Origin of the sequence: Luteimonas sp. TWI596 (assembly GCF_039674105.1) — a bacterium.
GTDB lineage: Bacteria > Pseudomonadota > Gammaproteobacteria > Xanthomonadales > Xanthomonadaceae > Luteimonas.
In genome coordinates this window covers 15,386-28,998 of sequence record NZ_JBDJMU010000019.1, presented here as the reverse complement: position 1 = coordinate 28,998, position 13,613 = coordinate 15,386, and the positions used below count along the sequence as shown (strand labels likewise).

11 protein-coding genes are annotated in these 13,613 nt (G+C 69.7%); 7 read left to right on the top strand and 4 right to left on the bottom strand.

Going from position 1 to position 13,613, the window contains the following annotated elements:
* Window positions 1-34: 34 nt before the first annotated feature.
* The gene (locus ABE487_RS14020; protein ID WP_346452295.1) at window positions 35-553 is read right to left on the bottom strand and encodes an O-acetyl-ADP-ribose deacetylase; all 519 of its coding nucleotides are present in this window, start codon (window positions 551-553) and stop codon (window positions 35-37) included.
* A 90-nt stretch (window positions 554-643) separates the two neighbouring features.
* Here ABE487_RS14020 and ABE487_RS14015 point away from each other — a divergent pair, with 90 nt between their 5' ends.
* A complete protein-coding gene (locus ABE487_RS14015; protein WP_346452294.1) occupies window positions 644-1,102 on the top strand; it encodes a hypothetical protein in 459 nt (152 codons plus the stop codon).
* Window positions 1,103-1,115: 13 nt separating this feature from the next.
* On the opposite strand, the gene cysK is transcribed toward ABE487_RS14015, so the two are convergent.
* On the bottom strand, window positions 1,116-2,075 hold the full coding sequence (gene cysK / locus ABE487_RS14010; protein ID WP_346444571.1) for a cysteine synthase A: 960 nt from the start codon (window positions 2,073-2,075) through the stop codon (window positions 1,116-1,118).
* 172 nt (window positions 2,076-2,247) lie between these two features.
* Between cysK and ABE487_RS14005 the strand changes: the two genes are divergently transcribed.
* The 6 genes from ABE487_RS14005 to ABE487_RS13980 all read left to right on the top strand — a co-directional run bounded on the left by ABE487_RS14005 (window position 2,248) and on the right by ABE487_RS13980 (window position 11,304).
* Window positions 2,248-3,363: an efflux RND transporter periplasmic adaptor subunit gene (locus ABE487_RS14005; protein ID WP_346452293.1), complete on the top strand. Its 1,116-nt coding sequence runs from the start codon at window positions 2,248-2,250 to the stop codon at window positions 3,361-3,363.
* Window positions 3,360-6,494: an efflux RND transporter permease subunit gene (locus ABE487_RS14000; RefSeq protein ID WP_346444574.1), complete on the top strand. Its 3,135-nt coding sequence runs from the start codon at window positions 3,360-3,362 to the stop codon at window positions 6,492-6,494. Before ABE487_RS14005 ends, ABE487_RS14000 begins: the two co-directional genes overlap by 4 nt.
* 87 nt (window positions 6,495-6,581) lie before the next feature.
* The gene (locus tag ABE487_RS13995; RefSeq protein WP_346444575.1) at window positions 6,582-7,130 is read left to right on the top strand and encodes a GNAT family protein; all 549 of its coding nucleotides are present in this window, start codon (window positions 6,582-6,584) and stop codon (window positions 7,128-7,130) included.
* A gap of 129 nt (window positions 7,131-7,259) precedes the next feature.
* A complete protein-coding gene (locus tag ABE487_RS13990) occupies window positions 7,260-8,750 on the top strand; it encodes an alanine/glycine:cation symporter family protein (RefSeq protein WP_346444577.1) in 1,491 nt (496 codons plus the stop codon).
* Window positions 8,747-9,628, top strand: a complete 882-nt coding sequence (locus ABE487_RS13985) for a TrmH family RNA methyltransferase (RefSeq protein ID WP_346452292.1) — start codon at window positions 8,747-8,749, stop codon at window positions 9,626-9,628. Before ABE487_RS13990 ends, ABE487_RS13985 begins: the two co-directional genes overlap by 4 nt.
* Entirely contained in the window at window positions 9,607-11,304 is a 1,698-nt protein-coding gene (locus ABE487_RS13980; protein ID WP_346452291.1) for a hypothetical protein, read from the top strand. Before ABE487_RS13985 ends, ABE487_RS13980 begins: the two co-directional genes overlap by 22 nt.
* A 322-nt stretch (window positions 11,305-11,626) precedes the next feature.
* Here ABE487_RS13980 and ABE487_RS13975 read toward each other — a convergent pair whose 3' ends face one another.
* Both ABE487_RS13975 and mscL read right to left on the bottom strand, forming a co-directional pair.
* Window positions 11,627-13,069, bottom strand: coding sequence for a M28 family peptidase (locus ABE487_RS13975; RefSeq protein ID WP_346452290.1), 1,443 nt, complete (start codon window positions 13,067-13,069; stop codon window positions 11,627-11,629).
* 95 nt (window positions 13,070-13,164) lie between these two features.
* Window positions 13,165-13,602 carry a large-conductance mechanosensitive channel protein MscL gene (gene mscL / locus ABE487_RS13970; RefSeq protein WP_346444584.1) on the bottom strand — a complete coding sequence of 146 codons (438 nt, stop codon included), beginning with the start codon at window positions 13,600-13,602 and terminating at the stop codon, window positions 13,165-13,167.
* Window positions 13,603-13,613 lie beyond the last annotated feature (11 nt).

Here is a 13,613-nt window from a genome sequence, read left to right as displayed (position 1 = left end):
CCTGAGTCGGCGGCCTGACCGCGGGTCGTGCGGCTCAGGCCGCCAGCGCCGCGGTGTAGCGCGCCAGCATCACGGGGTCGTGGCAGCAGAACAACACGTCCAATGGGTCCTCGGCCAGGCTGTCGCGCACTTGCGCCACGGCGATCGCGACCGCGGCATCGGGCGGGTAGCCGTAGACACCGCAGCTGATCGCCGGGAACGCGATCGATGCCAGTCCACGCGTTCGCGCCAATGCCAGCGCGTTGCGGTAGCAGGCAGCGAGCAACGCCGGCTCACCGTACTGACCGCCTTGCCAGACCGGGCCGACGGTGTGGATCACATAGCGCGCCGGCAACGCGAAGCCAGGCGTGATCCGGGCTTCGCCGGTCGGGCAACGGATACCCGGCCGCGATTCGGGCAGGGCGCGGCAGGCATGCAGCAGCGCCGGGCCGGCCGCGCGATGGATGGCGCCATCGACGCCGCCGCCGCCGAGCAAGGACGGATTGGCGGCGTTGACGATCGCGTCGACCTCACAGCGGGTGATGTCGGCATGCAGGGCGCGGAGATGGTCCATCGGCGCAGCATATCGACGGCGGCTGGATGGTGGCATCACGCCGTCTGCGCGATGCTGGCGGCCGATCCTGTCCTTGAGAGCGACTTTTCGATGAGCGATCGCGCGCCATTGCACGTCCCGTCCCCCGTCCACGATCTGCTGCGCCGCGGGCGCAAGGTGGAGGCGATCAAGATTCTGCGCGATGCCAATCCGGGGCTGTCGCTGCGGGCCGCCAAAGACTCGGTCGACGCACTTGACGGGCGCGACGACCGGTACCGCCCGTCATCGCAGGCGCGCCCCGTGAGCGAGGCGACGCTGCCCACCGAGGTCGCGGCGCGGATCGCGACGGGCAACACCGAGGACGCGGCGCGGCGCTTGCGCGAGCTCGACCCGGCACTCGACGACGAGGCGGCGCGGCAGACCGTGTCCCGGCACGCCTCGCCGCTGCTGCGCGAGGCGCGCCAGGAGACCGTGGTCGCCGGCGATAGTGGCCGCTACGGCTGGCTGCTCTGGGTGGCGCTGCTGTTGGCGCTCAGCGTCGGCCTGGCGCTGTGGATGGCGCGAGGCTAGCGCCGGGTCGCGCTCAGGGCAGGCCCGCCAGCCAGTCGTCGTCCGAGCCTTCGTTGACGTCGGCAAACAGCGGCGTGGAGAAGTAGCGCTCGCCGGTGTCGGGCAGCATCGTCAGGATCACCTCGCCGTCGCTGGCGGTCTTGGCGACCTCGAGCGCGGCGGCGGCGGTGGCGCCGGCCGAGATGCCGACGAAGATGCCTTCTTCGGCCGCGAGCCGGCGCGCGGTCTCGATCGCCAGCCCGTCGTCGACCGAGAGTACCTGCGCGGCGATGTCGCGATTGAGCACCTCGGGTACGAAGTCCGGGGTCCAGCCCTGGATCTTGTGCGGCGCCCAGTCCTTGCCTTGCAGCATGGCCGCGCCCGCAGGTTCGGCCGCGGTGACCTTGACCTCGGGCCGCGCGACCTTGAGGACCTCGCCCACGCCGGTCAGCGTGCCGCCGGTGCCCCAGCCGGTGACGAAGTGGTCGAGCCGGCGGCCGGCGAAGTCGCGCAGGATCTCGGCCGCGGTGGTGTTGCGGTGGTAGGCGGGATTGGCGGGGTTGGCGAATTGGCTGGCGAGGAACCAGCCGTGTTGCTCGGCCAGTTCCTTGGCCTTGCGGACCATGCCCGAGCCGCGCTCGGCGGCCGGGGTCAGGATCACCTTGGCGCCGTATGCGCGCATCAGCTTGCGGCGCTCGATCGAGAACGTCTCGACCATCGTGGCGACGAACTTGTAGCCGCGCGCGGCCGCGACCATCGCCAGAGCGACGCCGGTGTTGCCGGAGGTGGCCTCGACGATCGTGTCGCCAGGCTTGAGCAGGCCGCGGCGCTCGGCGTCGAGGACGATGGCCAGGGCCAAGCGGTCCTTGACCGAACCGCCAGGATTGAAGGATTCGACCTTGGCGTAGAGTGTGACGTTGGCCGGCGCCAGCCTGTTCAGCCGGACGATGGGCGTGTTGCCGACGGTGTCGAGGATGCTGTCGTACAGGGCCATGGGGAACTCGCGGGGGCAGGCGCGGTGCGCGGTCGTCCCAGACTGCGACAAAACGCACCGGCGGACCATGCGTTGACATGGAACGCTGTTTTTTCGACACCATCCGATGGCACGGTCGGCGTCACGGGCCAGCGGGTACACTCCGGCGCTTTCACCGTCTCAGGGTCCTCCCTTGTCCGAGCAAGCCCCAGGCCGCCGCGGCACCGTGTCGTGCGCGCTCGTCGCCCTCCTCGCATCGATGCTGGCCGCCTGTGGCAGCCCCGAAAGCGCGGCCCGCCCCGAGGGCGGTGCAGCGGTTCCGGTGACGACGACGGTGACCGCGCTGCGGGACTGGAACGACACGGTCGCGGCGTTGGGCACGGTCAAGGCACGCGAGTCGATCATGCTCACGGCCAAGGTCAGCGAGACCGTGCAGCGGGTGCATTTCGACAGCGGCGACGATGTCGATGCCGGCATGGTGCTGGTCACGCTGACCGGCGGCCAGCAGCAGGCGGCGCTCGAGGCGGCAGAGGCGGCGGCGATCGAGGCCGAGCAGCAGTATCGTCGCGGCGCCGGCCTGGTGGACCAGCAGTTGATCGCGCGTGCATCGCTCGACACCCTGCGGGCGACCCGCGATGCCGCCCGTGCGAACGTCGCCGAGATGCGGGCCAATGTCGGCGACCGCACCATCCGCGCGCCGTTCGCTGGCGTGCTGGGCATCCGCCAGGTCAGCCCGGGCGCGCTGGTGACGCCCGGCACCGCGATCGCGACGCTCGACGACATCTCGACGGTCTATGTCGACTTCCCCGTGCCCGAGACCCGGCTGGCGGCCATTGCGCCGGGTCAGCGGGTGTTCGGGCGCAGTGCCGCGTATCCGGCCGACGAGTTCGAGGGCGTGGTGCAGACGATCGACGCCCGCGTCGATGCCAACACCCGCGCGGTGACGGTGCGGGGCGCCTTCGGCAATCCCGATCGCCGGCTGCGGCCGGGCATGCTGATCCAGGTGCGGCTGCAGCAGCGCACGCGGCAAGCGCTGATGGTGCCGGAGATCGCGGTGATCCAGGTCGGCCGCGACACGTTCGTCTACCGTGTTCGCGAGGATGAGACGGTCGAGCAGGCGCCGGTCGAGATCGGTGTGCGCCAGGATGGCCTGGCCGAACTGGTCGAGGGTCTGACGCCAGGCGAGCGCATCGTGCTCGACGGCACGGGCAAACTGCGGCCGGGCATGAAGATCGTCGAAGGCACGGTGCAGGAGGCCAAGGCGCAGCCGGCCGAGGACGCCGACGCGCCAGGAGACGAGGTGCGATGAAACTGTCGGATGTCTCCATCCGCCGGCCGGTGTTCGCGGCCGTCATGAGCCTGTTGCTGGTGGCGCTGGGCATCATGGCCTTCACCCGGCTGACGCTGCGCGAGTTGCCGAACATCGATCCGCCGATCGTTTCGGTCGACGTCAGCTATCCCGGGGCATCGGCTGCCGTGGTCGAGACCCGCATCACGCAGATTCTCGAGGACGCGCTGTCGGGTATCGAGGGCATCCGCACGATTGAGTCGCGCAGCCGCAACGGTCGATCCGATGTCACCATCGAGTTCAACCTGAGCCGCGATATCGAGGCCGCCGCCAACGACGTGCGCGATGCGATCAGCCGGGTCATGGATCGGATGCCGGTCGAGGCCGACCCGCCCGAGATCTCCAAGGTCGAAGCCGACGCCGACGCGATCGTCTGGCTGAACCTGCGCTCGAGCACGATGAACACGCTCGAGCTGACCGACTACACCGACCGTTACATTCTCGATCGTTTGTCCTCGCTCGACGGCGTGGCGCGTGTGCATCTGAGCGGTGGGCACCGCTATGCGATGCGGATCTGGCTCGACCGCGACGAGATGGCTGCGCGCAACATCACCGCCGCCGATGTCGAGAACGCGTTGCGCACCGAGAACGTCGAACTGCCGGCCGGCCGGATCGAGTCGCAGACCCGCGACTTCACGTTGCGCGTGGAGCGGGGCTTCCGCGAGCCGTCGCAATTTGCACAGATCCCGGTGCGCCGCGGCAGCGACGGCTACGTCGTGCGTCTGGGCGATGTCGCGCAGATCGAACTGGGCTCGGCCGAGCGGCGCTCCTACATGCGCAGCAACTCGGTGCCCAATGTGGGCCTGGGCATCGTGCGCACCTCGACCGCCAATGCACTCGATGTCGCACGCGCCGCGCGCGCCGAGGCCGAGCGCATCCAGCAGACGCTGCCCGAAGGCACCGAGATTTTCGTCGCCTCCGACAACACCGTGTTCATCGACGCGGCGATCACCCGCGTCTACTGGACGCTGGGCGAGGCGATGGCGCTAGTGTTCCTGGTGATCTGGTTGTTCCTGGGCAGCCTGCGCGCGGCGTTGATCCCGGCGCTGACCGTGCCGGTGTGCTTGATCGCCGCGTTCATCGCGCTGTACGTGTTCGGCTTCTCGATCAACCTGCTCACGCTGCTGGCGCTGGTGCTGTGCATCGGCCTGGTCGTGGACGATGCGATCATCGTGCTGGAGAACGTGCAGCGCCGCGCCGATCTGGGCGAGCCGCCGCTGGTGGCCGCGCGCCGCGGCACCGCGCAAGTCGCCTTCGCGGTGATCTCCACGACCGCGGTGCTGGTCGCGGTGTTCCTGCCGGTCGGCTTCATGGAGGGCAATTCGGGGCGGCTGTTCCGCGAGTTGTCGGTCGCGCTGGCCGGCGCGGTCGCGCTGTCGGCGTTCATCGCGCTCACGCTCACGCCGATGATGTGCTCCAAGCTGGTGCGGCCGCACACCAAGCAGCGCGGCTTCAATGCGTGGATGAACCGGCAACTGGCGCGGCTGGGCAGCGGCTACGGCCGCCGCGTGGACACGCTGGTCGCGTTGCCGGCCGGGCGCCTGTTGTTGCTGCTCGTGGCGGCGATCGCGGTGTGCGTGGCGGCCGCGGTGCTGCTGTTTGCGCGCGTGCCCAGCGAACTGTCGCCGGCCGAGGACCGCGGGCGGTTCTTCGTCGGCGTCGACGGCCCCGAGGGCGCGGGCTTCGACTACACCGTCGGGCAGATGCAGCACGTCGAGGCGATCTTCGCGCCACTGGTCGGCGACGACCAGCCGATCGCCCGCGCCAACTCCCGCGTGCCGCGCGGCTGGGGCGGCAGCGAGGACATGCACACCGGCCAGGTGATCGTGTTCTTGCAGGACTGGAAGCACCGCAAGGAAAGCACGGTCGACGTCGTCGAGACGTTGCGCGCCGAGTTCGCCAAGCTGCCCGGCGTGCAGGTGCGCGCCAATGTACCGGGCGGTCTGGTCGGCAGCCGCGGTCAGCGCTACCAGTTGGTGCTCGGCGGGCCGGACTACGCGGAGATCGCGCAATGGCGCGATCGCATGCTCGCGCGCATGCGCGAGAATCCGGGCATCCAGGACCCCGACTCGGACTACAAGGAAACGCGGCCGCAGATGCGCGTGGACATCGACCGCCAGCGCGCGGCCGACCTGGGCGTGTCGGTGCAGGAGATCGGACGCACGCTCGAGACGATGATGGGCTCGCGCCAGGTCACCACGTTCGTCGACAACGGCGAGGAGTACGACGTGCTGCTGCAAGCCGGACGCAAGCGGCGCATGAATCCGGCCGATCTCGCCGACACCTATGTGCGCGGTCGCGACCAGGCGCTGGTGCCGTTGGCCAATCTGGTCACGCTCAGCGAGATCGCCGAACCGGGCAGCTTCAACCGCTTCAACCGGCTGCGTGCGATCACCATCAGTGCCGGGCTGGCGCCCGGCTATTCGATGGGCGAGGCGCTGGAGTGGACGCGTCAGGTCGCTGCCGAGGAACTGCCCGACTATGCGCAGATCGACTGGAAGGGCGAGAGCCGCGAGTTCCAGGAAGCCGGTGGCGCGGTGCTGCTGACGTTCGCGATGGCATTGATGATCGTCTACCTGGTGCTGGCCGCGCAGTTCGAGAGCTTCATCCACCCGCTGGTGATCATGTTGACCGTGCCGCTGGCGGTACTCGGTGCGTTGCTGGGCCTGTGGGCGACAGGGGGGACGCTGAACCTCTTCAGCCAGATCGGGATCGTCATGCTGATCGGCCTGGCGGCCAAGAACGGCATCCTGATCGTCGAGTTCGCCAACCAGTTGCGGGACGAGGGGCGGAGCGTCCGCGAGGCGATCGCCGAGGCCTCGGCGGTGCGCCTGCGTCCGATCCTGATGACGTCCACCGCGACGATCGTCGGCGCGATCCCGCTGGTCGTGGCCGGCGGTCCCGGTTCGGCGAGTCGGGCGACGATCGGCATCGTGATCATCTTCGGCGTCGCATTCTCGACCCTGCTGTCGCTGTTCGTGGTCCCGGCGTTCTACGCCCTGCTCGCGCCGTTCACGCGCTCCCCCGAAGCCCTGGCCCAGGAACTCGAGCGCCTGGAAGCCGAAACCCCCGCCGTCGGCGGCCACGCCTGACCCCAGAACCGGGGTCAGAGTGCATTTTTAGGTGCAATCGGGCGCGCGAAATTGCACTCTGACCCCGGTTCTGGGGGGAGGCGGGCGATGCGTTGGGACGACGTGCGGCTCGAAGGCGATGGCTTCGTGCTGCGGCGCTGGCGCGACGCCGATCTCGAGGCGTTGCTGCGCTATGCCGACGATCCGCTGGTCGTGCGCGGGCTCAGCGACCGCTTTCCCCATCCCTATACGCGCGCCGACGGCGCGGCGTTCCTGGCTGGTGAGGTCGTCGACCTGTCGGGGCCGGTGCTGGCGATCGACATTGACGGCGAGGCCTGCGGCAGCATCGATGCCCGCCAGGGCGCGGGCGAACGCGCGCATTCGGCCGAACTCGGCTACTGGCTGGCGCGCGTGCACTGGAACCGCCGCATCATGCGCCGGGTGGTCGCGGCCTATGTGCCCTGGGTGATGGACGCGCTGGACCTGAGGCGCCTGCAAGCCAACGTGCTCGACCTCAACCCGGCCTCGGCGCGGGTGCTCGTCTGCAATGGCTTCGTGGAGGAGGGCCGGCTGCGCGGCGCAGTGCGCAAGGCCGATGGGCTGCACGATCTCCGGCTGTTCGGGCTGGTGCGCGAGGGTCCGCCTTCCTCGGGCTGACCCGAGGCGTGGGAAGGCGCAATGTCCGCAGCTGCGACAGTGCGTCGCATTCGACCCCCTGATCGTGGAAAATCGATCCTTCGTGTGTCGTCCGCGTCATCCGCCCCCGTCCAGCCCGGAGCCAGACCGATGGATCAACTGCTCACCGCCCTCAATGGTCTGATCTGGAGCAAGGCGCTGATTGCGCTGTGCCTGGGCGCCGGCCTGTGGTTCACGCTTCGCACGCGCTTCATGCAGGTGCGCGGCTTCGTCGAGATGACCCGACTCACTTTCACCGGCCAGAAATCCGATGCCGGCGTGTCTTCGTTCCAGGCACTGGCGATGTCGATGGCCGGGCGCATCGGCATCGGCAACATCGCCGGCGTCGCCACCGCGATTGCGTTTGGCGGCCCGGGCGCGGTGTTCTGGATGTGGGTGATGGGGTTCCTCGGCGCCTCCACCTCCTACGTCGAGTGCACCCTGGCGCAGATCTACAAGGAAAAGGATGCAGAGGGCCGCTACCGCGGTGGCCCGGCCTACTACATCGAAAAGGCGATGGGCCTGAAGTGGTATGCGCTGGCGTTCGCATTCGCGACCCTGGTGGCAGCGGGCCTGCTGATGCCGGGTGTGCAGGCCAATGCGATCGCCGACAGCATCGCCAACGTCTGCGCTGGCAGCACGGTCTGCGGCGACCTGTCCGGCCAGTGGATGGGCATCGATGCGCGGATCGCGCTCAAGGCGGGCATCGGCATCACCGTGGCGCTGCTGCTGGCGGTCATCATCTTCGGTGGCGTCAAGCGCATCGCCGCGTTCGCCGAACTGGTGGTCCCGTTCATGGCGATCGCCTACATCCTCACCGCAGTCACGGTGATGGTCATCAACTACGATTTCGTGCCGACGATGTTCCGCATCATCTTCGAGAGCGCGTTCGGCGTGCATGCCGGGTTCGGCGCAATGCTCGGGTTGGCCGTGGAATGGGGCGTCAAGCGCGGCATCTACGCCAACGAGGCCGGTCAGGGCACCGGGCCCCATGCCGCCGCGGCGGCCGAGGTGTCGCACCCGGCCAAGCAGGGCTATGTGCAGGCCTGGGCGATCTACTTCGACACGATGCTGGTCTGTACCTCGACCGCATTCCTGATCCTGGCGACGGGGATGTACAACGTGGTCGGCCCCGAGGGGGCGATGCTGCACGAGGCGCTTCCGGGGGTGGAGGCCGGATCGGGCTTTGCGCAGGCGGGTATCGAGTCGATTCTGCCCGGCTGGGGCGCCCTCTTTGTTGCAATCGCGTTGTTCTTTTTCGCGTTCACCACGATCATGGCCTATTACTACATGGCCGAGACCAACCTGACCTACCTCAACAAGCACGTGGCGCGGCCGGGGCGGACGCTGCTGCTGCGGGTAGCGCTGCTGGGCATGGTGATCTTTGGTGCGATCCGCAGCGCCGAGATGGCGTGGATGCTCGGCGACATCGGCGTCGGCGTGATGGCCTGGCTCAACATCGTTGCGATCCTGATCCTGCAAAAGCCGGCGTTGCAGGCGCTGCGCGATTACGAAAGCCAGAAGAAGCAGGGGCTCGATCCGGTCTTCGACCCCGATAAGCTGGGCATCCGCAATGCCGACTTCTGGAAACGCACACCATGACCGATGCAGGACGTCGCCCGCCACGCGGGCCGGCAGGACGGGGCGAGGTCGGTCCCAGGCAGGCCAGCCCGTGGGGCGCACGCGCAGTCTCGCCGGCCGGTCCGCGAATCGCGGCCGTGGCGCCCGGCGGTGACGGCGACGGCGGCGAGCGCCGGGAAATGCGTCTGTATGGACGCAATGCCATCGATGCGGTGTTCGCCAAGCGGCCCGAGGCGATCCGCAAGCTATATCTGCTCGAGGCGCGCATCCCGCAGTTGCAGCCCATGCTCAAGTGGTGCGCTGCCCATCGTGTGGGCTACCGCGTCGTCGGCGAGGACGATCTGCGCAAGCTGGCGGCGAGCACGCATCACGAGGGCATCGTCGCCGACGTGCTGCGCGAGGCGCCGCTGTCGCTCGGCGATTGGCTGCAGGCGTTGCCCGCGGGGCCGGCCTGCGCGCTGTGGCTCGATGGCGTCGGCAACCCGCACAACCTCGGCGCGATCCTGCGTTCGGCCGCGCACTTTGGCGTCGGTGCCGTGTTGCTGCCCAGGGACGCCTCGCTCGCGCTGTCGGGCGCGGCCGCGCGTGTCGCCGAAGGCGGCGCGGAGGCCGTGCGCTTCGTCCGCCTGGGCCGGGAGGATAACGCGTTGGCGCAGTTGCGCAGTGCCGGCTTCAAGCTGGCCGCCACGGTCGTGCGCGGCGGCGAGGATCTTTTCAAAGCCGCGTTGCCGTCGCGGCTGGTCTACGTGCTCGGCGCCGAAGGAGAGGGCATGGACGCGGCACTCGCCGACGCCTGCGATCGCAAGCTCGGCATCCCGGGCAGCGGCGCGGTCGAAAGTCTCAACGTCGCCTCGGCTACCGCCGTGCTGCTGGCCCAGTGGGCCGCCCTCCGGACGTGAGGGCGGCGCTGCGCGCACGCGCGCGCCACGGCGTCGCTCCGCTCGCGTACGCACTCGCGGCGCTCTATCTGCTGGCCGGTCTATGGGCGATGTGGCGACTTGCACCGCGGGTGCCCTATGCAGACGGCTGGCGCTACATCGCGGTCTTGGCGGACGCGCGGTTCGTCGACGGCGTGCTGATGGTCAGCAACGGCCACCGCGAGGTGCTCCCCAACATGGTCCGCTGGCTTGACTTGCGGCTGTTCGGCGCCTCGCAGGGACTGCAGATCCTGGTCGGCATCGGACTGCTGCTGGCGACGCTCGCGGCGCTGTGGCGGCCGCTGGCGACGGCCAGGCCTGCAGTGCGCGCGGTCGCCTTCCTATGGGCGGTGGTCGGGCTGTGCTGGCTCGGCAACGCGCGTGCGCTGGTCCACGCGCAGGAAAGCGTGCACGCCTATCTGGTCACGCTGGCGCTCGCGCTGGGCGTGGGTCTGCTCGCCGCGCGGCCGCGCAATGCTGCGCAGGCGAGGTGCCACGGCTGGCTCGCCGGTACTTGCGGGCTCGTGGCCACGTTCTCGTTCGGATCGGGCATCGCATGCTTCGGCGCGTTTGGAGCGGTGCTGTGGCTGCGCCGCGCGGCCTGGCGTGACGCCGTCCCGGTGCTGCTCTGCGCGGGCGTGGCCGTAGGGATGACCATACTCGCCGGCGTCGGCGGCGAGCGGATCGGCGTTGCGCCGGTCGTGCAGGCCGATCGCCTGTTGCGCTGGCTTGCCGCCCCGTCGCTGTACGCGGCGTGGCCGCTGCTTGACCCAGAGATGGCGGCACGGCTTCCAGTCGCGCCGGTTCGTAGCGTTGCCGTGGCAGTGTCGGAGTGCATTGCGGCGATGGCCGGTTCGGCGCTGACCGCGCGCTGGCCGCATCTGCTCACCGGTGCGCTTGGCGCGGCCTGGCTTCTGGTCGCGAGCTTGCACTGCCGTCGTGCGCCGGCCGTGCAGGTGGTTGTGGGTCTCGGGATTGCTTGGTTCGCACTGGGCGTGGGCGTGCTGATCGCGCTGGCGCGGCTGGAGTACTTCACATTGTTCCCGGACCAGTTGCTGGCGACCCGCTACGTCGTCTGGTCGAGCCTGTTCTGGGCGGGCCTGGCGTACGCGGCTGTCGCGGGTGCGCGCACGGCGATTGGACCGTTTGCCGCGCTCGTCGTTGCGGCACTGCTGCTGCCCAGCCAGCTCTGGATGTGGCGGTACGCCGAACGCATCGCGCAGGTCGCGACCCCGATTGCTGCTTCGGTGGCGGTCGGTGTGCTCGATCCCGAGTTGACGCTGGGCGAGAACGTGGTCGAAGAACTCCGCGCGGCCGCCGGGCCGCTTGCGCGACGCGGCGCTGCGATGCATGCCTGGCCTGAGGCCCGCTGGCTTGGGCGCGCGCCGGGCACCGACGTTGTGCGCGAGAACGACGTCGGCACCGTGACGGTTGCTGTATTCGACGACGACCTCGTGCCCGACCGCGTGGCGCAGCGGGTCACATTCGCCGCGCCGCAGGAGGGCTTGGATCGCTGGCTGCTGCTCGATGCTGACGGCGTCGCGCGCGGTCTCGCGCTTCGTGATCCGCTCGATCGCACGCGCGCGATCGGCTGGATGCAGGACGCGAGCGCCGCATCACCTCGCGTGGCGGCGCTACGGGGCGACGCCGACAGATAAGCCCGCGCCGGCGATCGTGATCCGCGGCGTGGCTCTGCTGCAAGAGGCAAGTGTCATTGCGTGCCGATGCGATGCGGGACGTGGCGACTGCGCCGCTGTGCCGTGTGGGCGACCGGCATCACACGGACGACGAGTGCGCGACCCGCGTCCACACGGCGCGCGATCACGCGCGTCGGCGTGAGGCGGGCCGGCGCAGCGCCCCAAGGAGGGGGCAGAGAGGCAAGCTGATCGAGACGCGAGCCGCGTGGTGACGGCCCATCAGCGCCCGCCGCCTGTTCATCCTCCGGAACCGGCCCGGCCAGGGCGTCGCCGCGACTGCCGATCAGTGCGCGGGGGAGTCGTGCGCCTTGGGCGCGCTGCCGAAGCTTTCGTCGGACTCTGCGGCCAGCCACGCGAACACCGCATAGGCGGCCGTGTTCTGCGCGACCGCGTCGGGGTCGACCTTGTCGAACGTATCGTCGGCGTTGTGGTGCAGATCGAAGTAGTCGGTGCCGTCCTGGCCCAGCCAGCCCCAGGCGCCGCCCTTGGCCGCCAGCGGCGAGATGTCCGGGCCCGGGCTGCCCTTGTCCTGCAGGTAGTCGATCCCGAGCGGGCGCAGTACCTCGGCGATCGCATCGCTGGTCGCACGCTGCCCCGCCGGGGCGCTGGTGTTGAAGCCGTAGATGCGACCGGCGCCGAAGTCGCTCTCGGCGCCGATCACATGCCGGGCGATCACATCGGCGCCGCCGTGCGCCTCGGCATAGGCGCGCGCGCCGAGTAGGCCCTGCTCTTCGTTCGCGAACGCGACCATGCGCACGCTGCGACGCGGGCGCTGCGGCTGCTGCGCGATCAGGTGCCCGGCGGCCATCGTGATGCCCACGCCCGAGGCGTCGTCGACCGCGCCGGTGCCCAGCTCCCAGGAATCGAGATGGCCGGCGATCAGGACGATCTCCTCCGGTCGCTCGCGGCCGGTGAGTTCGGCGATCACGTTCTGCGACGTGTACTCGCCGTTCCAGCCGCAATCGAGTGCAAGCGCGACTTCCACCGGTCCCAGCCGCAACAGGCGCGCGAGCTGGTCGGCGTCGGGCAGCGACAACGCCGCCGACGGGATCGGGGTCACGTCGGCATCGAAACGGGTGATGCCGGTGTTAGCGACCCGATGCGGACTGGTGCCGATCGAGCGCATCAAGTACGCGGCGGCGCCCTTGCGCGCGGCGATCGACGGCCCGCGACTGCGGATCGCACCGGCGGCGCTGTACCCGCTGCCGTCGCGCGAGCGCGCCATCGGAATATCGACGAACACGATGCGCCCCCGCAGCGTCGCCGCGTCGGCGGCCTCGAGCGCGGCCAGGCTGTCGAAGCGCACGATCTGTGCCGACACCTCGCCCCCGGGACTGCCGCCCAGTGCGGTGAGCACCAGCGGCTGGGCATGGGCGCCGACGACCGCCGCGCGCTCGCTGCGCCGTTCCCACTTCGGGAAGGTCACCGGCTCGGTCCATACCCGGTCGTAGCCGAGTTCGACGAACCGCGCCTTGGCCCATTCGACCGCGCGCCCGTCGGCCGCGCTACCGGGCAGGCGCGGTCCGATCTGCGTGGTCAGCGACTCGATCAGCCGGTAGGCAGTGCCGTCCTGCAATGCGCGCTCGCGCAACTGCGCTGCGGCGTCCAGTGACGTCTGTGCCACCGGCGCGGATGCGGTCTCGCGCGCGGTTCCGGTGCCCGGAACCAGCAAGGCGCCCGACAGCAGGGCCAGGGCGAGAGCGTTGAGAAGGGGGGCAGGGCGCATGCGCGATCTCCGGCTGCAATAGGAACGGGCCGCGCGCATTGTCGCGCGCGGCCCGCTCGAGGCGATGTGCCGGAGGTCCCGGCGCAGGATGCGGATCAGGCGAGCGGCGCGTCGGGCTTGCGCAGGCAATCGCGGATCTCGCGCAACAGCTTGACTTCCTCGCTGGGCTCGGCCGGCTTCTCTTCGACCGGCGCCTCGGCCTGCTTGCGCTTGAGACGGTTGATGAAGCGCACTGCGATGAAGATCGCGAACGCGACGATGACGAACTGCACGATGGTGTTGACGACGTTGCCGATGCCCAGCACCAGCGCCGGGATCTCCTCGCCGGCCGCGTCGACCTGGGCCGCGCGCAATGTGATCGCCCATCGGGAAAAATCGATGCCGCCGGTCAGCAGGCCGATGAACGGCATGATGAGGTTTTCGACGAGTGCGGTAACGATCTTGCCGAACGCCGCGCCGATGACGACGCCGACCGCGAGGTCGATGACGTTGCCGCGGACGGCGAATTCCCTGAACTCGGCGAGTATGCCCATGATGTCTCCTG